Raw genomic sequence first — 21335 nt, 5'->3', positions numbered from 1 at the left:
GGGCTTTCTTTTGGAGCCCCGTCTTCAACGGCTGCATACAGCAGCCAAGCGCTCTATCTAGAGTGCCAGGCGTTGGAGGGACTGGCGGCGCGCAAGCCCCATGGGCCGCTGTTTAGCCTGACTGCCATCCCCACTACGAGCCTCGGAAACTCTCCTTCAATGGAAATCCCGGCTCCCCTGCAGCGCCTGCCCCATGCGGCCCAGTAGGGGCGTCAGGTCCTTGAAGCGCTGGGCCACCAGGTGGCGCACCACCGCCGTGCTGCCGGGTGGGCCGGCGCTGCATTGCCACACCCCTTCCACCGCCAGCAGCTGTGACCGCAGCAGCGCATTGCGCCACACATCGACCATGGCAGGCCAGACGATGACATTGACGGGGCCGGTTTCGTCCTCCAGCGTGACGAACATGGTGCCCTTGGCGGTGCCAGGGCGCTGCCGCACCGTGACGATGCCGCAGGCGCGCACCTTGCGGCCGTGGGCGGCGTTGTGCAGTTGCAGGGCGGTTTGCAGGCGCCAGCGGGCCAGGCGGGGGCGCAGCAGGGCCAGGGGGTGGCGGCGCAACGTGAGGCCGGTAGCGGCGTAGTCGAACAGGATTTCTTCGCCCTCGGGCGCCTCGGGCAGTTGCAGCGGGGCCTCGTGCACGGGCACGTCGCGCCACAGGGGCGGCGCGCTGTGCTGGGCGGCGGCGTCCCACATCTGCTGGCGCCGGTGGCCCGACAGGCTGGCCAGGGCATCGGCGGCTGCCAGGGCTTGCAGGTCTTGCTGGCTCAGTTGGGCACGCAGGGCCAGGTCTTCGGTGGTGGCAAAGGCGGGGCCTGTGGCGCGTGCTTGCAGCAGGCGTTTGGCGGCGTCTGTGTGCAGGCTGCTGACCATCCGAAGGCCAAGGCGCACGGCGGGCTGGGGCAGCGGCGGTGCGCCCAGGCCGCGTGCGGGGCGCAGCGGCTCGGGGTTGCCCTCCAGCGTGCAGTCGATGTCGCTCACGGTCACGTCGATGGGCAGCACGCGCACGCCGTGGCGGCGGGCGTCCTGCACCAGTTGCGAGGCGCTGTAAAAGCCCATGGGCAACGAGTTGAGCAGCGCCGCCAAAAAGCACGCGGGCTCGTGGCACTTGAGCCAGCTGCTGGCATAGGCCAGCAGCGCAAAGCTGTGGGCGTGGCTTTCAGGAAAGCCGTATTCACCAAAGCCCAGCATCTGCTGGAAGATGCGGTCGGCAAATTCGGCGGGGTAGTCCCTGTCTTTCATGCCTTGTTTGAGAGGCTCTTCAAAGCGATGCACGCCCCCCTTGCGCTTCCAGGCGGCCATGGAGCGGCGCAGGTCGTCGGCCATGCCGGGGGTGAAGCCCGCCGCGATCATGGCGATCTGCATCACCTGCTCCTGGAAGATGGGCACGCCCAGCGTGCGCGCCAGGGCGTCCTCCAGCTCCGGCTTTTCGAGTTGCAGAGGCTCGCCCTTGCGCCGGCGCTCGCGCGCCTGAAGGTACGGGTGCACCATGCCGCCCTGGATGGGGCCAGGCCGCACGATGGCCACCTCGACCACCAGGTCGTAGAACTGACGGGGCTGCAGGCGGGGCAGCATGCTCATCTGCGCGCGGCTTTCGATCTGGAACACGCCCACGGTGTCGGCGGCGCAGATCATGTCGTAGGTGGCGGGGTCTTCATGCGGGATGTCTTTGAGACCCCAGTGCTCGCCGCGCAGGGCTGCGCGCAGGTTGAGGCAGCGGCGCAGTGCGCTGAGCATGCCCAGGGCCAGCACATCGACCTTGAGCAGCTTCATCTCATCAAGATCGTCTTTGTCCCACTGGATGACGGAGCGGTCCTTCATGCTGGCTGGCTCCACCGGCACCAGCCGCGTGAGCTTGCCCTGGGTCAGCACAAAGCCGCCCACATGCTGGCTCAGGTGGCGCGGAAAGTCCTTCAGGTCGGCGGCCAGCTCCAGCCACAGCCGGGCGGTGTGCGGGTGCAGCGACACGCCCGCCGCCTGGGCCAGCTCCTGGAGGCGGTCGGTGGCAAAGGTCTCGTCAAACCAGTGGTGGTCTTTGGCGAACGCATCGACCAGCGCGGGAGCTACGCCCAGGGCCTTGCCCACGTCGCGCAGGGCGCTGCGCGTGCGGTAGCAGGTGACCACGGCAGCAATGGCGGCGCGGTCGCGGCCGTATTTTTCGTAGATGTACTGGATGACTTCTTCGCGCCGGTCGTGCTCGAAGTCCACATCAATGTCGGGCGGCTCGCTGCGTTCCTTGCTGATGAAGCGCTCGAACAGCAGGTGGGTGTTCTCGGGCGGCACGGCCGTGATGCCCAGCATGTAGCAGACCACCGAGTTGGCCGCGGAGCCGCGCCCCTGGCACAGGATGCCCACGCTGCGCGCAAACCGCACGATGTCATGCACGGTCAGGAAATACATCTCGTACCCGCAGTGCGCGATCAGGTCGAGCTCTTTGCGGATTTGGTTCAGCACCCTTTGGGGGGCGCCCTGCGGGTACTCGCCTTCCACGCCGGTCTGCACCAGCCAGGCCAGCGCCTGGGCGGGGGTCATGCCCTCGGGCACGGTCTCTAGCGGGTACCGGTACTGGATTTCACTCAGGCTGAAAGTGCAGCGCCCGGCCACGGTGAGCGTGGCCGCCAGCAACTCGGGCGGGTAGATGCCCGCCAGCCGCACGCGCTGGCGCAGGTGGCGCTCGGCATTGGGCTGCAGCGCAAAACCGCACTCAGCCACCGTGCAGCCGAGTTGGACGGCAGTGATCACATCCTGCAGCGGCTTGCGCGAGCGGGCGTGCATGTGCACGTCGCCCGCGGCCACCAGCGGCAGCTGCAGCGCGGCCCCCACGCGCTGCAGCGTGGCCAGCCACAGGCTGTCATCGGCCGCCTGGTGCAATTCGACCGCCAGCCACACCTGCGGAGCATTTTTCGAGCCCAATTGGCTGGTAGCGCCAGTGATACATGCGCTGAGCGCTACAAAATCAGAAGCATCAAAGCGCTGACGACAAGGTGCCAGCAGCAGCTCGCACCCCTGCAGCAAGTGCCAGGGGCTGTCCGCCGCCACACGGTATTGCCCCTTGGGCGCGGCGGCCCGGGCGGCGGTGATGAACTCGCACAGGTTGCCCCAGCCCTCGGCATCGCGTGCCAGGGCCACCAACCGCAAGTCACCCCACAAGAACTCGCTGCCCGTGATGAGGTGCATGCCACATTCCTTCGCCGCCCCCCAGGCGCGCACCACCCCGGCCACAGAACATTCGTCGGTCAACGCCAGCGCTTGGTAGCCGAGTTGGGCTGCACGCGCCACCAGCTCTTGCGGATGCGATGCGCCGCGCTGAAAGCTGAAGTTGGACAGGCAATGCAGCTCGGCATAGCCTGGCAGCTCGGCCATGCCTGCGGCAGGTGCAGTGGCTGCAGGCACAACAGAAGCCTGCGGAGAATGTCGGTGCGTCAAACCCATGGACAACCACCCTGCCCGCTCAGCCAAAGATTCCGTGCAAGAACCAGCGGTGTGGCCGAGCCATTGCTGGCGAGCCCTCCAGCGCAGCCGGCAGGCGCTCGCGAAACACCCACACCAGCCCCGCCACGTCGTTGTAGGCCACAAAGTAATCGCGCAAGGCCAGGTCTGCGCAATGGGGTGCTGGGTTCACACCGTCGTCCATGGCAGACCACCAGCCCGCCTCCAACCGGTGGGGCCCGGCCAGCAGGCGCAGCAGGCCGTGATGGCAAGGACGGTTACCTTGCACGGCCAGCTGCCGGGGCGGGTTCAGCAGCCAGGTGGGTAGCAGGGGGGCATACGGCGCGATGAACTGCGGCGCACGGCCCCCAGCATGAGGGTCTGCAGAACGGGCGGGCGTGCCCAGCCATTCCGCCGCCGGGCGCCACTGCTGCATGCGTTCAGGCCGGTGGTCGGCCAGCAGCACCGGGGCCACCACATGGTCCGCCCCCAGGCGGGCCGACAGGCGCTCCAGCAGTTGGTGCAGGGCCTCGCCGGGAGTACCGGCCATGTCAGCGCTGCCATGGCTTGCTGGGTCGCGCCCCCCAACTTCCCCCGGAGGCAGCAGGCTGGCACTGCGGTGCGGCAGCGGGGCCGATTCGAGCAGGCGCAGCGTGATCTGGTGGACCGGGGCGGCCAGCTTGGTGCGCGCCAGGTTTTCGGCCAGCAGGCGCCGCAGGTGCGCCAGGTCGTGGGTGGCCTGAGCGGTGCGCACCTGCAGCGCCTGGGTGGGGGGCAGCACCACACCATCGATGCGCCGCAGGTCGTGGCGCCAGGACAGCTCCAACGCCAGCACGCCCTGCTGGCGCACCTGCAGCCAGGCCTGGAGGACCGTGAGGCTGCGGCTGGCGCTCCAGAGCAGTGCGTCGGCCGACGCGGCCAGGGCGGGCAGCTCGGTGGTCAACACAAACTGCTCAGGCAGTTGCAGCCAGGCATGGGCCTCTGGGGCATCGCCCAGGGCCTGGTCCAGCACCTGCAGCACGCCCGCGCCCAGGCGCCGTGCAACGCCCGCACGCGGCAAGGCCCGCAGCGCGCCCCAGGTGCGGCAGCCCATGCGCTCCAGGCTGGCCACATGGGGGCGCAGTGCTGTTAGCGTGTGCAAGGGCAGGCTCTCTACCCCGCCCTGCGGTGGGCAGGGGCGCCCTGCCAGTGCCATGCGCAGCCTGGCATGGGCCACCAAGGCGGTGGGGCCTGTGCCCCACACCGTCGGCGCATGGGGCGGCAAAGCCGGGGTCTGTCCACAGGAAGGGGCAAGCGCTTCCGCGCTGCGGACGGGTGGAGGCACGGCGCCCTCCCCTTCGCACCGCGCAGCAGCCTCGGCCCAGGCTTGCAGCACCAGGGCCTGCAGCGCCTCGCGCCCGCCCCACAGGCGTTCGGTGGTGGACACCTCCAGCAACACCGCCTCGCCATCGGCCAGCGCCACACGCGGGGTGAAGCGCAAGGCCCACCAGCCAGCGGCGATGTGGAGTGCGCCAGCACTTTTGTCCGTGCCCATACCCGTACCTGGCAAGGCGGCAGGCTCATCGGACCAGGGCAATGGCAGAGCGATCCAGTGCATGCCTGCTCCCTTCTGGCCGGCCTCCGGGTCGGCCCCCTGGCTGCTCTCCGGGCTGGCCTGGGGGCTGGACTAGAGGCACGTGGCGCGCCAGCGCCCCCGCCAAGGCCCCGCCTACACGGACGGATGCAACCTGACGCCCTGCCAGCAGAGCCCTGGCGGCCTCTTGTGCTGCACGGCGCCGCTCAGCCTGCGCCACCAGCACCTGCGCCAGCTGCGGATGGCAGCCCGGCAGGTGGAGTGCCTGCGCCAGCGGAGGCCCCCGGCGCTTGAGGATTTGCACCTGCATGCCAGGGGCAGCGGCGGCATCCCCTGGCAGGGCCAGTCCCTGCACTTGCAGCCGCAACTGGGCGGGCGACGCATGCGGCACTTGCTGCGCCTGCAGCGAGGCGGCCACCGAACGAAACACCCACAACAATTGCTGCTGCTGGGCCGCCGCCAGTTGCAACCGCCGCAGTGCCGCAGGTTGCGCCTGGGGCAACCAGGCCATGACGGCCAGCACGCCCTGGCAGCGCAGCGCCTGCTCAGCCGCCCACAAGGCGGCCATGGGGGAGTCGGAGCGCACCACACACACTCGCTCTGCGCGCAAGCCCTGCGATTGCAAGGCCGGGCCAAAAGGCTCACAGGGCGGCGCCACCAGCACGATGGCCCCACTTTGTTTTGCCGTGGCCTGCACCAGCGCAGGCAGCACCAGTTGCCATTCATGCAAGCCCGCCAGGGGCTGCAGCACCTCGCTCAGGGCTCCCACAGGCCAGCCACCGCCCGGCAGTTCGACATCCAGCGCGGCATACCCTGTGGGCAGCACACGCGGCGTGCCGGCCCCCAGCGCGTCGGCATGCCACACCCCAGCAATGGAGGCGGGCAAATGGGACGCAAGCCGCAAGGAAGGGCGTGGCGCAGGCATGGTCTTAGGGGGATTCAGGCAACAAGAATACTGTAAATATAACCAGTATTTTGCTGCTTGGGTGGGTCTGAAGGCGAAGACCCACCCAGGACGCCGGTTTGCGAAAGCCGACGCAAGTCGGCCCATCGCCCACGCGTTCAGGGCGGCGCTGAGGGGCCGCTAGCAAGCACCGTCAACCGGGGTGCCCTCTTGAAAGAGCCCCCGGGTTGATGGTGTCGATCCAAGAATCGGTTTACAGCGTACGCATCGCCCAGTCGCACCAGTCCGCCACTGCCGCATCGGCAGGCGTGGCGCGGTCCGAGAGCTGGGGCCAGCGGCGGTGGCTGGCGTTCAGGATGCTTTGCAGCTGCCACAAGGCTTCGCGCCCCACCAGGGCGACCTCGGCCATGCCAATGGCGTCGCCTTGCAGCTGCGCCAGCAATTCCCCTTGGTGCCGGGGGTGTGAGCCCGCTTCGATCAAGGCCTTTTGTAATGCCATGAGGCGGGAATCGGCAAACGCAAAGGCGCTGCCCGCAGGAGACTTGGCCGCCGCGTCTGGGGGCAACGCCGCCTTGAGCTGGTCCCAGTAGGCAAAGGCTTCGGCCAGCAATTCGATCTGGCGCGGGGCGTCGTTACCCAGGGGCATCAGGGCCGATTCGCGGGCAACTTCTTCTTGCAGTAGCGGCAGGATGAACGCCACCAAGGCCGAAGGAAACTTGCGGTGGTTGAGCCGCAGCACCAGCGACAGCCGCTGTGCGGGCATATCGTCGTATTTTTCGTAGAAGGCGGCCACCACCTCGGCCAGCAGCAGGATGCGGCCCATGGGCGTGATGTCGGCCCCCATCAAGGCGCGAGGATAACCGCTGCCGTCCATGCGCTCGTGGTGCTCCAGCACAGCGACCTCGGCGGCGCGTGGGTAGGCTTGCGTGTCGCGGATCATGAGCATGGCCGAGATGGGATGGGCCACCAGGTGCTTGCGCCCTACCCCCACCACCTTGTGGTCCGGGTCGTCCCAGGCCGGGTCCATGTGCAGCACCCCCAGGTCATGCAGCAGCGCAGCGGCCGCCACCGTGCTGCAGTCGCGCTCACTCAGCCCGCTTTTGAGCGCCAGAAACACCGCCACGGTGGTCATCACCAGACTGTGCTGGAACAGCGCAGGCCGTTGGTCACGCATCACGGTGAGCTTGCAGGCCATGGCAGAAGGCAATGGCAGGGAACGAAGCGGCGCCAGCAACCGGGCACTGGAGCCCAGGGCCTCGGCCAGCATGGCTGGCAGGGTTTCCTGCTCAATGAGCGTCTGGCCCAGGGCCAGCAGGGCCGACACGTCCACCGGGTTTTCGATGGACAGATGGCGGTCAATGGGTTCACGCAGCTTGTGCTGTACCAGGCGGTCGTACAGGCGGCTGTCAATGCGCGCCCCCTTCTCCACCAGCTTGATGCCGTTGTCGGTGTAGATGGCAGCGCCTGCGACCACCGTACGCCGGTCGGCCATGTCGGTCAGCGCACGCAAGTAATGGGGACTGTCAGCGTCCTCGGCATCCGCTGAAAGAAGAATATCGGTCATGCAAGCAACACAAATCGTTACTTCGCACTATATGGGGTTCTCTTGCAAGGCACTGACTCGCATGGCGCGATACAAACACGCAATCTTGATGCACATCAAGTGGCAGGCCCTGGTGCCTGCACTTGTTTTGGCCGCATGGAACGCATTGCACGCCCATATTCCCCTGTGCAAGACCTGCTTCCACCCAGGCTTTCCCGGGTGGAAAAGCCCTTTGTCACCCCAATGTCATTGTCCCAAATGGAAATCAGGGTTTCCATGAGGCAATGTCGCCGAAAGCCCATTTTTTGGCGCTCTCAGGCAGTCAGTCTTGGGTAAACCCTGAAAAGTTCCGTGCCGATTGTTCACAATACTGGAACAGTTAGTTCGCGACCCGGTAGTTTTTCTCTGCACCCCACCGGCGTACAGTTCATCCCATCGATGAGCCGAACCCGCAAGGCGACTCACCGAACCCGGTCCCAGGCAGCTTTCTTTGTTTTTGGCGCTTTGTTCCGGTTTTTTGAGCCGCTTCTTTAACTTCAAGGATTTCCATCATGAACAACACCGCACGTTTCCTCTCCATCGCCGCTGTCGCTGCTTTCGCTTCTTTTGGTGCCCAGGCTGATGAAGCCGATGCTTCGCAATTCGCTACCAAGTTTGAAACCAACCGCACCCGCGCTGAAGTGCAAGCCGAAGCCGCTACCGTGGCCCAGACCCGCAGCATCGAACCCGCTGGTTCGCGTGTGGTGACTTACAAGTCCACGGCTGACCGCGCTGCCGTGCGTGCCCAGGCTGCTGAAGCTGTGCGTACCGGCCAGATTTCTTCGGGTGAGCGCGGCTGATTGACCAGGGGCGGCTGAATCTGCCGCTCTGGTTGCACCGTATCTCTCAGAGTACCCAAGTCCCTCTTTTTTAAATTTTCCGGAGTTTCACCATGAACAAGTCTGTCCGTTTCCTGTCCGTTGCTGCTGTTGCCGCTTTCGCCGCTTTTGGTGCCCACGCTGATGAAGCCGATGCTTCGCAGTTCGCCACCAAGTTCGAAACCAACCGCACCCGTGCTGAAGTGGCTGCTGAAGCCGCTACCGTGGCCCAAACCCGCAGCCAAGAGCCTGCTGGCTCGCGTGTGGTGACTTACAAGTCCACCGCTGACCGCGCTGCTGTGCGTGCCCAGGCTGCTGAAGCCCTGCGCACCGGCCAGATCTCTTCCGGCGAAATCGGCAACGCGATGTAATTGCCACAGGCCCCGTGCGTACGGCATGGGGGCTTTGTGAAAGAACCGTGCAAATGCAAAAGGCCGGGGCCCTGTGAGGGGCCCCGGCCTTTTTTGTGGCGCCACTACGATAGTGGCCCAACGCTCAGGGGATCAACGTGACGCCGGTCTTGGCCTGCAGAGCCTCAAAGGTCACGCCGGGAGCCAGCTCCACCACCTTCAGGCCCTGAGGCGTCACGTCCAGGACAGCCAAGTCGGTGATGATGCGGTCGACCACGCCCACGCCCGTGAGGGGCAAGGTGCACTGGGGCAGGATCTTTAGGTCCTCGGTGCCATCCTTCTTCTTGGCGACATGCTCCATGAGCACGATCACGCGCTTGACGCCCGCCACCAGGTCCATGGCGCCGCCCATGCCCTTGACCATCTTGCCGGGAATCATCCAGTTGGCCAAGTCACCCTTTTCGCTGACCTGCATGGCGCCCAGGATGGACAGATTGATCTTGCCGCCACGGATCATGGCAAACGACTGGTCGCTGCCGAAGATGGACGAGCCTTTGATGGTCGTCACCGTCTGTTTGCCGGCATTGATCAGGTCCGGGTTCACCTGGTCTTCGGTCGGGAAGGGACCGATGCCCAGCATGCCATTTTCCGACTGCAGCCACACTTCCTTGTCACCGGTGAAGTTGGCCACCAGCGTGGGAATGCCGATGCCCAGGTTCACATAAAAGCCGTCTTCGAGTTCTTGCGCCGCACGGGCGGCCATCTGGTCTTGGGTCCACGGCATGGTCAGGCTCCTGCTTTCTCGGTGATCGTTCGTTTTTCGATGCGCTTTTCGGGGTTGGCATTGAGCACGATGCGGTGCACGTAGATGCCAGGCAGGTGGATATCGTCGGGGGCCAGTTCACCCACTTCCACGATCTTTTCCACTTCGACGATGCAGACCTTGCCTGCAGTGGCGGCGGCGGGGTTGAAGTTGCGCGCGGTAAGGTTGAAGCGCAGGTTGCCCGACTTGTCGGCCACGTCGGCCTTGACCAGCGAGACCTCGGGCACCAGGGAGCGCTCCATCACATAGGTTTCGCCATCAAATTCGCGCAGCTCCTTGCCCTCGGCCACGATGGTGCCCACGCCGGTCTTGGTGAAGAAGGCCGGAATGCCCGCGCCGCCCGCGCGCAGCTTTTCGGCCAGCGTGCCCTGGGGGGTGAATTCCAGCTCCAGTTCGCCTGCCAGGTACTGGCGCTCGAACTCCTTGTTCTCGCCCACGTACGACGAGATCATCTTCTTGATCTGACGGGTTTCCAGCAGCTTGCCCAGACCAAAGCCGTCCACGCCCGCGTTGTTGGAGATCACGGTGAGGTTCTTGACGGCCGAATCACGCAGCGCGTCGATCAAGGCTTCAGGAATGCCACACAGCCCGAAACCGCCTACAGCCATGAGTTGGCCGTCTGCAACCACGCCCCTCAGGGCTTCGGCTGCGGAGGGGAATATCTTGTTCACCACGATCTCCTTATGAATGGGATGCGCTACGATACTACGTACTTAAATAAGTAGTTTTCCGTAAAGATTAGCACTATGGAAGTGGATTACCGGCTCGCTTTTGACATGGCTCCCGTGGGGCTGGTGCTGTCGCGCAACCGCACCATGGTCGACTGCAACCGCCATGTGTGCGAGATGTTCGGTGCCTCGCGCGAGGTGCTGATCGGCCAATCGTTCCAGATACTTTATCCGAGCGCTGACGAGTACGAGCGCCTGGGCGCACACATGGAGCCCATCCTGAACGCCAAGGGCCACTATGCGGACAACCGCATCATGAAGCGCGCCAACGGCGAGGTCTTCTGGTGCCACGTGTCGGGCCGCGCACTCAACCGCAATGCCCCGCATGAATCCGGCATCTGGAGCTTTGAGGACCTCAGTTCGCAGCGCACCGTGAAAGCAGAACTCACGGGCCGTGAGCGGGAGGTGGCCGCACGCCTGCTGGAAGGCCTGACCTCCAAGGAGATCGGCCGGGCGCTGGAGATCAGCCACCGCACCGTGGAGATCTACCGCGCGCGCCTCATGCGCAAGTACAACGCGTCCACCGCAGCAGACCTGGTGCAAAAACTGCTCGCAGGCGGCTGAAGCGGGGCGGCCTGTACGTCGCCCCCCCTGCGCGGGCCTGCTACTTGGCCGGCCCGTCAATAACTTCCGCAGCGGTGCGAAACGCCTCTACCGCCGTCGGCAGTCCGCAATAAACGCTGGCGTGCAGCAGCACCTCCTGCAGTTCCTCGGCCGTGGCGCCATTGTTCAGCGCGCCACGCACATGGCCCTTGAGTTCGTGCTGCTTGCCCAACGCGATCAGCATGGAAACCGTGATGAGACTGCGGGTCTTGCGGTCCAGCCCGGGGCGCTGCCAGACATCGCCCCACGCATTGCGCGTGATGTATTCCTGGATCGGCTGCGTGAAAGAAGTGGCGTTGCCCAGCGCACGGTCCACAAAATCATCACCCATGACCTCCCGGCGGGTGGCCAGGCCTTTTTCGTAGTCTTTGGACGGGGTTGCTGTCACGCGCACTCTCCTTGAAAGGTTGAAACATCAAGGCCCGATGGTAGCGAGCAAGCGCAACGCCCCCGTCATGAAAACCACAGAACAAAAAGCCCGGCGCGTGCACTGCACACACCGGGCTCGATCAAGGCATGCTCAGCCCACCCCATGCCGCCTTTCAACGGCATGGAGCAGAAGCCCTTAAGGTCAGGCGCTGGCGCCGCCTGCGGCCAGGTCAAACCGGTCGAGGTTCATCACCTTGGTCCAAGCCTTGACGAAGTCCTGCACAAACACCGCCTGCGCATCGCTGCTGGCATAGACCTCGGCCAGCGCGCGCAGCACGGAGTTGGAGCCAAACACCAGGTCGGCCACCGTGCCGGTCCATTTTTTGGCACCGGTGCTGCGGTCCACACCGTCCAGCACACCTGCTGCGCCCGCCGACTTCTGCCATTGGGTGCGCATGTCGAGCAGGTTCACAAAGAAGTCATTGCTCAAAGTGCCGATGCGCTGTGTGAAGACACCATGGGCCGCCTGATCCACATTGGCACCCAGCACGCGCAAGCCGCCCACCAGCACCGTCATTTCGGGCGCTGTCAGCGTGAGCTGATTGGCGCGGTCCACCAGCAGCTCGGCCACGGCGCCTTCCAGGCCAGGACGCACATAGTTGCGGAAGCCATCGGCCACAGGTTCCATGACCTCGAAAGAAGGCACATCAGTCTGCTCCTGCGAGGCATCGGTGCGGCCGGGGGTGAAAGGCACGGTCACCTCCTGCCCGGCATTCTTCGCTGCAGCCTCGACGGCGGCGCCACCGGCCAGCACGATCAGGTCAGCGAGCGAGATCTTCTTGCCGCCCGTCTGCGCGGCATTGAAGTCGCGCTGGATGGCTTCGAGTTGACCCAGCACCTTGGCCAGCTGCGCAGGCTGGTTCACGGCCCAGTCCTTCTGCGGCGCCAAACGGATGCGCGCGCCATTGGCACCGCCGCGCTTGTCGCCGCCCCGGAACGTGGAAGCGGAGGCCCAGGCCGTAGACACCAATTCTGGAATGGACAAGCCCGATGCCAGCACCTTGGCCTTGAGCGCAGCGATGTCCTGCGCGTTGACCAGAGCGTGATCGACGGCGGGAACCGGGTCTTGCCAGATCAGCACCTCGGCGGGGACTTCCGGGCCCAGGTAACGGGCACGCGGCCCCATGTCGCGGTGCGTGAGCTTGAACCAGGCGCGCGCAAACGCGTCGGCAAACTGCTCGGGGTGCTCCAAAAAGCGGCGCGAAATCTTCTCGTAGGCCGGATCAAAGCGCAGCGACAGGTCGGTGGTGAGCATGGTGGGCACCAGCTTTTTCGACGGGTCGTGGGCGTGCGGGATCGTCGCTGCCGCCCCCTTGGCCGTCCACTGGTGGGCGCCTGCAGGGCTCTTGGTCAGTTCCCATTCGTAGCCAAACAGGTTCTCAAAATAGTTGTTGCTCCACTGCGTGGGCGTGGTGGTCCAGGTCACTTCCAGGCCACTGGTGATCGTGTCGCCGCCCTTGCCAGAGCCATGGCTGCTCTTCCAGCCCAGACCCTGTTCTTCGATGCCTGCGCCTTCGGGCTCCTTGCCCACCAGCGCGGCATCGCCAGCACCGTGGGTCTTGCCAAAGGTGTGGCCGCCAGCGATGAGCGCCACGGTTTCCTCATCGTCCATGGCCATGCGCGCAAAGGTGTCGCGGATGTCGCGCGCGGCAGCGAGGGGGTCGGGGTTGCCGTTCGGGCCTTCGGGGTTCACATAGATCAGGCCCATCTGCACGGCGGCCAGCGGGTTGGCCAGATCGCGCTCGCCGCTGTAGCGCTTGTCGCTGCCCAGCCAGGTCGATTCAGCGCCCCAGTACACGTTCTCATCGGGTTCCCACACGTCGGGGCGGCCGCCCGCAAAACCGAAGGTCTTGAAGCCCATGGATTCGAGCGCCACGTTACCCGCCAGAATCATCAAATCGGCCCACGAAATCTTGCGGCCATATTTCTGCTTGACCGGCCAGAGCAGGCGGCGCGCCTTGTCCAGATTGGCGTTGTCGGGCCAGCTGTTGAGCGGCGCAAAGCGCTGCTGCCCTGCCCCGGCGCCACCCCGGCCGTCGGCCAGGCGGTAGGTGCCCGCGCTGTGCCACGCCATGCGCACAAACAGCGGCCCATAGTGGCCAAAGTCTGCAGGCCACCAGTCCTGTGAGTCGGTCATCAGCGCCCGCAGGTCGGCCTTCACGGCGGCCAGGTCAAGGCTCTTGAATTCCTCGGCGTAGTTGAAGCCCTCTCCCATCGGGTCGGTGAGCGGCGAGTTCTGGTTCAGGGGGCGGAGATTGAGCTGGTTGGGCCACCAGTCGGCATTGCGGGGGCCCGTGGGCGCGGCCTTGGTGTGGTCAAAGGGGCACTTGGCTTCTGTCGTCATGGGTCATCTCCTGTGAAAGCGCGTCGGCAAAACGTATCGACAGGACAGATGGTAGGAAGCAAACCATGACAGGTAAATTGAATCGATTGAATCTCATCAATAGCCAATTTCAATAAAACACCTGCGCTCCATTGATTTCACTGCACCCCATGGATTCATCAAACAGGAGATCGCTCTAACGCAAGCGAGCCAACGGCAGTCCAGGTGCCCCCATGTCAGCGCGCAGGATGCGACCATGGGTGGAGTCCGTGACATACACGGTAGTGCGCCCTGCCCCACCAAACGCCAGATTGGTGGTAGAGCTGCCCGGCGCGCCGCGCAGCACCTGCGCCGGCTCGGCCCGGTGGTTCAGCACCCACACATAGCCCAGGCCGGGGTTGGCCACCAGCAGGTGGCCTTCGGCATCCACGGCCAGGCCGTCGGGGCCGCTGGGGCCGTACGAGGTGAAGAACTGGCTGACCTTGGCCACGCTGCCATCAGGTAGCAGCGGCACGCGCCACACGCAGTTGCCGCGCGTCACCGCCAGGTACAGCACGCGGCCATCGGGCGACAGGGCCACACCGTTGGGGCTGGGCACGTTGTGCAGCAGCAAGTCGAGCTGGCCGTTGGGTCGCAGGCGGTACAGGCGGCCACTCGGGTCGTGCAGACCACTCTGGCCTTGGTCGGTGAAGTAGAGGTTGCCTTCGGCGTCAAAGATCAGGTCGTTCACACCCTTAAAGCGCTCGCTGTTGCGGCGCTGCAGGTACGGTGTGACCGCACCCGTGGCCACGTCCAGCTGCATCAGGCCGTTTTTGTAGTCGGTGATGAGCAGCGTGCCGGGCTTCAAAAACTTCAGTCCGTTGGGCTCGCCGTCGTACTCGGCCACCAGCGCCCATTCGCCTTGCGGATTGATGCGAAAGACGCGACCCCAGGGGATGTCGCTGACGTAGAGGTTACCTGCATCATCGAAAACTGGGCCTTCCAGAAACGAATCGGTGATAGTGCCGCCCCGGTTGGCGTCGGCCCAGTCGCTGCGCTCGCGGCGGCGAAAGTGCTCGGGCATGGTGGTGAAGACATCGAGGTCTCGGACCTCAGGGGCTTGCAGTAAAAACATGGCGGGTCTTTCCAATTCGTTCAGGCGGGGGCGGCGGTATCGAAACCATACAGCCGCGCCGGGTTGTCGACCAGGATGCGATCCATGGCGGCCTCGCTGCCAGCCCAGGCCTGCAGCAGGTCCACCAGATCAGCGTCGTTCACGGTGCCGGGCGTCTCGGTGGTGTGCGGCCAGTCGCTGCCCCACACCAGGCGCTCGGGCGCAGCCTGCACCAGGGCCTGGCCCAGCGGCAGCGTGTCGGCATAGCTGGGGCCATGCACGGTCGATCGCATGTAGGCACCCGAGAGCTTGACCCAGGTGTTGCCCCCATCAAGCAAGCCGCGCACCACGCCATAGGCCTGCGCAGCGGGGCCTTCAGCCGGGTCGATGCGGCCCAGATGGTCGATGACCAGAGGCACAGGCAGGGTGCGCAGTTGGGGCGCAAACGCGACGAGCTGCTCGGGGTGCGCAAAGATCTGGATATGCCAGCCCGTGCAGGCTGGGTGCTCGGCCACCTTGCGCGCCAGCGTGGCCAGCATGTCAGGTGTGGTGGTGCCCCACGATTGGGGCGAGACAAAGTTGACCCGCAGCCCGCGCACACGGCGTGCGGCCAGATGGGCCAGTTCATCGGCACTCACGCCCTCGCCCACCACGGCCACGCCGCGCGCATCGTGGCCCAGTTGGTCCAGCGCATCCAGCGTGCAGGCGTTGTCGGTGCCGTAGGTGGACGGCGTGACCACCACCGTACGCGTGGTGCCCAGGCGCGACTGCAACTGCCGGTACGCCACCACGGGCGCCACCGGCGGCGTGCGCGGCCAGTGGACTGACGGCGCGAAGCGCGGGTCAAAGATGTGCATGTGGCTGTCGCACGCGCAGGGTGGCAACGGGCGCTGTGGGCGGTTCAGACCCACGGAGTGCGGCACGGGCGTGGTCAGCGCTGGCAGGGGCATGGGTCAGTCGAGTTTGATATTGCCCTTCTTCACCACCTCGCCCCACTTCGCGTCTTCCTTCTTCAAGAAGGCGGCAAAGTCTGCGGGTGTGGAGCCCACCGGCTGCGCGCCCAGGTCGGCCAGGCGCTGCTTCACTTCATCTTCCTTCAGCACGTCTTGCAGAGCCTGCTGCAGCTTGGTGGCGATGGGGGCGGGCACGCCTGCGGGCAGGAAGACGCCGTTCCACTCATAGGCCTCGTAGCCGGGGATGGCGGCCTCGGCCACGGTGGGCACATCGGGCAGGCGCTTGGATCGCTCGGGGGCCGACACAGCCAGTGCGCGCAGTTTGCCGCCTGCCACATGCGGGTAGGTGGCGGCCACGGTGCCGAACATGAAGTCCACCTGGCCAGCCATCACATCGGTGATGGCGGGGCCTCCGCTCTTGTAGGGCACATGCACCATATCAAGGCCCAGCTTCTGCGCCATCAGCTCTGCCGCCAGACGCTGCACCGTGCCGCTGCCGCCCGAGGCAAAGTTGATCTTGCCCGGCTGGGCTTTGGCCTTGGCGATCAGCTCGCCCACGTTCTTGTAGGGCGCATCGGCCTTCACGATGAGCACGTTGGGCGCCAGCAGCACCAGGGACAGCGGCTGCAGTGCATTGGCGGCATACGGCATCTTGGGGAACAGGTGCGGGTTGATGGAGTACGGCGTGGCGTCGTACAGCATGGTGTAGCCATCTGCCGGGGCCTTGGCCACAAAGCTGGCGCCAATGGTGCCGCTGGCACCGGCCTTGTTGTCCACGATCACGCTGCCGCCCAGCTTGGCACCCAGGCGGGTGGCCACCACACGGGCCACGGCATCGGCCGCGCCACCGGGGGCGTAGGGCACGACGATGGTGATGGGCCGGTCAGGAAAGGCGTGGGCTACGCCAGCGGCCAGGGCGCAGGCAGCGATCAGGGGTTTGAGGAAGCGAAGCATCGGTGTCTCCAATCAGTTCTGGGTTCTACAACAGGGCCGCTCAATCTGCTTTGAGGTCGAGCGCTTTTGCAATCTGGCTATAGGTGGTCACTTCGCGGGCCACGCGGGTGGCAAAGGCGTTGCCGCAGACCGATTCAGCCTCCATGCCCATACCGCGCAGCTTCTCGGCAGCCGACGGACTCTTGGCAAAGTCGGCCGCCGTGCGCTCCAGCGCCTGGGCGATGGGCTCGGGCAGTCCTGCCGGGGCCAGCACGCCGTACCACACGTCGGCCGCGTAGTTGCCACCGCCTGCCTCGGCAAAAGTGGGCACGTCAGGCACCAGGGCCGAGCGCTGGGGCGCGCCCACGGCCAAGGCGCGCAGCTTGCCGCTATGGATCTGCGGCAGCACCGAGCCCAGCGTGGCGAAAGAGCTGTCGAGCTGGCCACCCATCAGGTCCGTCACCACCGGCGCGGCGCCCTTGTAGGGCACGTGGTTGAGCTGCAGCCCCTGGGCGCGCGCAAAAACCTCGGTGGCGAAGTGGCCTGAGCTGCCCACCCCCGCCGTGCCTGCGGTCACGCGGCCGGGCTCGGCACGGGCCTTGGCCTGGTAGTCGGCCAGGGTTTTCACCGGCAGGTTGGGGGCCACCACCAGCACCGTGGGGCTGCCCGCCACCGTGCACAGCGGGCGGAAGGACTTCACCGCATCAAACTTGACGCGGCCCTGGTACAGCGCCGGAATCATGGTGTGGTTGGTGGCACCAAACAGCAGCGTATAGCCATCGGCCGGGGCGCTGGCCACGGCCTGCGCGGCAATGACGGTGCCCGCACCGGGCTTGTTGTCGATGATGAAGGGCTGACCCAGCGCCTTGCTCGCGTGGTCGGCAAATGCGCGCGCCACCACATCGGTGGGGCCGCCTGCGGCAAAGCCCACCACCAGCTTCACGGGCTTGGTCGGATAGGCTGCTGCGCCTGTTTGGGCGAAGGCGTTGCCAGCCGCTACCAAAACAATAGCTGCCAGCGCATGATTGACTATCGCAAGAGGCCTATTTTTATTGAAATTGCGTGCCATGGTCTGTTGTCTCCTGTGGGGCCGGGCACCCTGCCCGGCCATGTTTTGGGGGCAAGCCTGCGCTCAGGCGACGGCTACTGCGTGCGGCGCACGGGCCAGCACAGCCAGCAGGTTCTTGGCTGCGCCCACACCCATGTTCACGTAGGCGTCGCTCGTCACGCCGCCGATGTGGGGGCTGAGGATGAAGTTCTTCTCGCCCTGGAAGGGATGGCCCGCCGTCATGGGCTCCACCGCAAAGCTGTCGAGCCCCGCTGCCATCACCTGGCCCGAGCGCACGGCAGCCAGCAGCGCGGCCTCATCGATCAGGCCGCCGCGTGCGGTGTTCACCACGATCACGCCGCGCTTGCATTGCGCCAGCGTGGCGGCGTTCAGCATGCCCCGGTTGTCGTCGGTCAGCGGGCAGTGCAGCGAAATGGCATCCGATTCGCGCCAGATGGTTTCCAGGTCGACCGCTTGCACGTAGGCGGGCAGGTTCTTGGCAAACGGATCGAAGCCAATCACGCGCATGCCCAGGGCGTCTGCCATCTTGGCAAAGCGCAGGCCAATCGCACCCAGGCCCACCAGGCCCACGGTGCGGCCGCCCAGTTCCAGGCTCTTGTGCGTGGCCTTGTCCCAGTGGCCAGCGTGCATGCGCGCATCGAGTTGCACCACCGACTTCGCGCAAGCCAGCAGCAGGGCCAGGGCCTGCTCGGCCACGGCGGCGGCGTTGGCGCCCACGGCGGCCACCACCTCAATGCCACGGGCCTTGGCGGCCACCTTGTCGATGGTGTCGGTGCCGCTGCCGTGCTTGGAAATGACCTTGAGCGCGGGGGCCGCGTCCATCACCGAAGCGCCCACCTTGCCGTAGCGCACGATGATGGCCACGGGGTTGTGCGCGCGGCACAGGGCCACCATGTCCTCTTCCGTCGGCGTCTTGCCTGCGTAGACGATCTCGTAACCTGTGAGCAAATCCAGGGCTTGTTGCGCCAGGTCGGCGCCGGTCACGATGATGACGGGGTGGGTAGCGTTGCTCACAGCGATTCCCCTTCCTTCAAAACGCCCGCAGCGCGCAGGGCCGCAGGCAGCCATTTCGATGCCGTGTCGCCACGGGCGATGGCTTCGATGCGGGCGGCTTCGTCGGCCACCTTCTTGTCGGCCAGGGCCAGCATGGCGGGGGCTTTTTCGCGCTCGATGACGACCACGCCATCGGCATCGCCCACCACCAGGTCACCCGGGTTCACCACCGCGCCACCGGCGCTGATGGGGTGGTTGATGCGGCCGGGCACGTACTTGGTGGGCCCTGCAGGGTTGAAGCCCGCGCTGAACACGGGGAAGTCCAGCTCCAGAATTTCCAGCTTGTCGCGGATGGAGGCGTCCACGATCACACCCGCCAGGCCGCGCTTCTTGCAGGCGCTGAGCATCAGCGTGCCCATCAGCGCCGCCGTCTGGTCGCCCTTGCCGTCAATCACCAGCACATCGCCTGGCTGGGCCAGGGCAATGGCGGCGTGGATCATGAGGTTGTCGCCGGGGCGCACTTCCACGGTGAAGGCGGGGCCAGCCACCTTCATGTTCTGGTGCACAGGCGCCACGCGGCCATGCATGGTGCCGCGGCGACCTGCCACGTCGGCCAGGATGGCGGCCTGGTAGGTAGCGGCCTGGGCCACGACGTCGCCGCTCACGCGGTCGATGGTGCGGATGATTTCAGGGAGTTGGCTCATGGGAGTGGTCCGGTTGAGGTAATGAAAACGAAGAAGCAGCGTTTTGCTTTTTTGACAATGGGTGGATCGCGGGTATCAGTCGGCCTTGATGTTTCCGTCTTTGATGACCTTGGCCCACTTGGCCGAGTCGGCCTTTTGCAGGTCGCCCAGCTGCTGGGGCGTGCCGCCCACCAGCGTCACGCCCAGCTTGTCGGCCAGGGCGATGAGGGCGGGGTCTTCCAGCGTGGCGGCGATCTCGCGGTTCAGGCGCTGCACGATGGCGGCGGGCGTCTTGGCAGGCGCAAACACGGCCTGCCACTGCTCCACCACAAAGTCCTTGAGCCCCGCCTCGCCCATGGTGGGCACGGCAGGCAGGGCCTTGAGGCGCTGGGCAGACGTGACGGCCAGTGCGCGCAACTTGCCCGACTGCACATGCGGCAGTGCAGCGGCTGCGGGCGCAAACATGAACTGCACCTGCTCGGCCAGCGTGTCTTGCAGCGCGGGGGTGTCGCCCTTGTAGGGCACATGAATGAAGCGCGCGCCGGTTTGCTGCTGCAGCAGCTCCCCCTGCATTTGCAAGATGGTGCCGTTGCCGCCCGAGGCAAACGCCAGCTTGCCGGGCTGGGCCTTGGCGGCGGCCAGCAGGTCGGCCACCGTCTTGAACGGCTGGTTGGCGCCCACCACCAGGATGTGCGGAATGGTGCCCACGGTGATCACGGGCTCGAACGCCGTGATGTGGTCGTAGGGCAGCTTGGCCATCAGGTGCGGGGCAATGGCCTGCGGGCCGATGGACGTGCCCAGCAGCGTGAGCCCGTCGGGCGCCGCCTTGGCCACGTAGGCCGCGCCAATGGTGCCCGTGGCCCCGGCCTTGTTGTCCACGATGACGTTGGTGGACAGGGCCGCGCCCAGCTTGAGGGCGATGTTGCGGCCCAGCACATCGGTGCTGCCACCGGCGGGGTAAGGCACCACCCAGGTGATGAGCTTGCCCGCAGGCCAATCGTTTTGCGCCCAAGCGGGCAGTCCCATCCCCACACCAGCGCCCGCAAGGGCCATGGTGGTCAACAGGTGGCGGCGCTGTGCGCCGTGCGTGGATAGGGGAGATACCAAAGAGGTCATGGTGCAAGGCCCTCAGACAGGGGTGGGGGATGAAGAAGTCGAGACCGGCGGGAAGCCGTAAAGCGCGGCAGGGTTGGTGACCAGCACGCGGCGCAGGGCATCCGCACCGGCCGGATCGCACCAGCGCGCCAGCGCGTCGATTTGCAATGCGTCGTCCGGCACGGGGTGCAGGCCAGCGCTGGCGGTGGCGTGGGGCCAGTCGCTGCCCCACAGCACGCGCTCTGGTGCGGCACGCAGGTAGCTGGCGGCCAGTGCATCGAGCGCCGGGTCGTCCACCGCATGGGTGGCGCTGACGATGTAGCCGCCCGAAAGCTTGACCCAGGCCCTGCCCTCGCCCATCAGCTGCAGCAGCAGTGCGTGGGCTGGGTGCTTCCCGGCTTGCTCGGGTGCGATGCGCCCCAGGTGGTCAAACACCAAGGGCACGGACACACTGCGCAGCACATCGCCCAGGCTGGCCAGCGCATCGGGTGCCATCAGCAGCTGCAGATGCCAGCCCCAGAGCGCAATGCGCTGGGCCAGGGGCAGGATGGAGTCCACCGAGCCCGTGACGCCCAGCGACAGGTTCAGCCGCACGCCGCGCACGCCCGCGTCGTGCAGGGCCTGCAGCTGGGCATCGCTCTCGCAGCCATCGATCACGGCCACGCCCCGGGCCTGCGTACCCAACGCGGCCAGGCCCTGCAGCATGCAGCGGTTGTCCGAACCGTAGGTGGATGGCGTGACCAGCACCGTGCGCTCGGTGCCCAGGCGCTGCTGCAGCGCGCGGTAGTCGCTGGCCGACGCGTCGGGCGGCAACAGCCTGGCGCCGGGCGCAGCAGGAAAGCGCTGGTCGTACACATGCACGTGGCAGTCGCACGCCGCCGCAGGCAGTGCGGTACGGGGCGCCGTCGTTCCCAGAGAGAACGGTACGGGCGTGACAAGGCGATCGCGGGTCATGGC

The 21335-nt window shown here is 66.1% G+C and carries 19 protein-coding genes; 3 read left to right on the top strand and 16 right to left on the bottom strand.

The window, feature by feature from the left end; all coding sequences use genetic code 11:
* Positions 1-156 precede the first annotated feature (156 nt).
* From ACT531_RS18300 to ACT531_RS18285, 4 genes are all read right to left on the bottom strand, one after another.
* Positions 157-3360: an error-prone DNA polymerase gene (locus tag ACT531_RS18300; protein WP_476018338.1), complete on the bottom strand. Its 3204-nt coding sequence runs from the start codon at positions 3358-3360 to the stop codon at positions 157-159.
* Positions 3361-3448: 88 nt separating this feature from the next.
* On the bottom strand, positions 3449-5023 hold the full coding sequence (locus tag ACT531_RS18295) for a DNA polymerase Y subunit UmuC family protein (RefSeq protein ID WP_476018337.1): 1575 nt from the start codon (positions 5021-5023) through the stop codon (positions 3449-3451).
* Positions 4986-5885 (bottom strand): translesion DNA synthesis-associated protein ImuA, encoded by a 900-nt coding sequence (imuA, locus tag ACT531_RS18290; RefSeq protein WP_476018336.1) that lies wholly within the window; start codon positions 5883-5885, stop codon positions 4986-4988. The genes ACT531_RS18295 and imuA overlap by 38 nt, the downstream gene beginning before the upstream one ends.
* Before the next feature lie 271 nt (positions 5886-6156).
* Positions 6157-7467, bottom strand: coding sequence for an HD-GYP domain-containing protein (locus tag ACT531_RS18285; protein ID WP_476018335.1), 1311 nt, complete (start codon positions 7465-7467; stop codon positions 6157-6159).
* 530 nt (positions 7468-7997) lie between these two features.
* Between ACT531_RS18285 and ACT531_RS18280 the strand changes: the two genes are divergently transcribed.
* Positions 7998-8285: a hypothetical protein gene (locus ACT531_RS18280; protein WP_015012218.1), complete on the top strand. Its 288-nt coding sequence runs from the start codon at positions 7998-8000 to the stop codon at positions 8283-8285.
* Between the two features lie 92 nt (positions 8286-8377).
* Positions 8378-8674 carry a hypothetical protein gene (locus tag ACT531_RS18275; protein WP_015012217.1) on the top strand — a complete coding sequence of 99 codons (297 nt, stop codon included), beginning with the start codon at positions 8378-8380 and terminating at the stop codon, positions 8672-8674.
* A 124-nt stretch (positions 8675-8798) separates the two neighbouring features.
* Here ACT531_RS18275 and ACT531_RS18270 read toward each other — a convergent pair whose 3' ends face one another.
* Complete coding sequence (locus tag ACT531_RS18270) at positions 8799-9437, bottom strand: 3-oxoacid CoA-transferase subunit B (RefSeq protein ID WP_015014314.1); 639 nt, start codon at positions 9435-9437, stop codon at positions 8799-8801.
* 2 nt (positions 9438-9439) lie between these two features.
* Positions 9440-10147 (bottom strand): CoA transferase subunit A, encoded by a 708-nt coding sequence (locus ACT531_RS18265; RefSeq protein ID WP_476018334.1) that lies wholly within the window; start codon positions 10145-10147, stop codon positions 9440-9442.
* A gap of 75 nt (positions 10148-10222) precedes the next feature.
* Between ACT531_RS18265 and ACT531_RS18260 the strand changes: the two genes are divergently transcribed.
* Entirely contained in the window at positions 10223-10768 is a 546-nt protein-coding gene (locus ACT531_RS18260) for a LuxR C-terminal-related transcriptional regulator (protein ID WP_015014316.1), read from the top strand.
* 40 nt (positions 10769-10808) lie between these two features.
* Here ACT531_RS18260 and pcaC read toward each other — a convergent pair whose 3' ends face one another.
* From pcaC to ACT531_RS18210, 10 genes are all read right to left on the bottom strand, one after another.
* Positions 10809-11195, bottom strand: coding sequence for a 4-carboxymuconolactone decarboxylase (gene pcaC / locus ACT531_RS18255; protein ID WP_295944264.1), 387 nt, complete (start codon positions 11193-11195; stop codon positions 10809-10811).
* Positions 11196-11378: 183 nt separating this feature from the next.
* Positions 11379-13580 carry a catalase/peroxidase HPI gene (gene katG / locus ACT531_RS18250; RefSeq protein ID WP_476018333.1) on the bottom strand — a complete coding sequence of 734 codons (2202 nt, stop codon included), beginning with the start codon at positions 13578-13580 and terminating at the stop codon, positions 11379-11381.
* A 175-nt stretch (positions 13581-13755) separates the two neighbouring features.
* Positions 13756-14673, bottom strand: a complete 918-nt coding sequence (locus ACT531_RS18245; protein ID WP_476018332.1) for an SMP-30/gluconolactonase/LRE family protein — start codon at positions 14671-14673, stop codon at positions 13756-13758.
* A gap of 20 nt (positions 14674-14693) precedes the next feature.
* The gene (locus ACT531_RS18240) at positions 14694-15602 is read right to left on the bottom strand and encodes an amidohydrolase family protein (protein WP_476018331.1); all 909 of its coding nucleotides are present in this window, start codon (positions 15600-15602) and stop codon (positions 14694-14696) included.
* Positions 15603-15605: 3 nt separating this feature from the next.
* A complete protein-coding gene (locus tag ACT531_RS18235) occupies positions 15606-16559 on the bottom strand; it encodes a tripartite tricarboxylate transporter substrate binding protein (protein ID WP_056640621.1) in 954 nt (317 codons plus the stop codon).
* Between the two features lie 40 nt (positions 16560-16599).
* Complete coding sequence (locus tag ACT531_RS18230) at positions 16600-17607, bottom strand: Bug family tripartite tricarboxylate transporter substrate binding protein (RefSeq protein ID WP_476018330.1); 1008 nt, start codon at positions 17605-17607, stop codon at positions 16600-16602.
* A gap of 63 nt (positions 17608-17670) precedes the next feature.
* On the bottom strand, positions 17671-18621 hold the full coding sequence (locus ACT531_RS18225) for an NAD(P)-dependent oxidoreductase (RefSeq protein WP_476018329.1): 951 nt from the start codon (positions 18619-18621) through the stop codon (positions 17671-17673).
* On the bottom strand, positions 18618-19304 hold the full coding sequence (locus ACT531_RS18220) for an RraA family protein (protein ID WP_056746123.1): 687 nt from the start codon (positions 19302-19304) through the stop codon (positions 18618-18620). Before ACT531_RS18220 ends, ACT531_RS18225 begins: the two co-directional genes overlap by 4 nt.
* A 75-nt stretch (positions 19305-19379) precedes the next feature.
* On the bottom strand, positions 19380-20399 hold the full coding sequence (locus ACT531_RS18215) for a Bug family tripartite tricarboxylate transporter substrate binding protein (RefSeq protein ID WP_476018328.1): 1020 nt from the start codon (positions 20397-20399) through the stop codon (positions 19380-19382).
* A gap of 12 nt (positions 20400-20411) precedes the next feature.
* Entirely contained in the window at positions 20412-21332 is a 921-nt protein-coding gene (locus ACT531_RS18210) for an amidohydrolase family protein (protein WP_395454929.1), read from the bottom strand.
* Between the last annotated feature and the right edge of the window lie 3 nt (positions 21333-21335).

Source organism: Acidovorax sp. DMC1, assembly GCF_056314325.1.
Note: the sequence above shows the minus strand (reverse complement) of the source record. Positions and strands in the feature narration are given on the sequence as shown.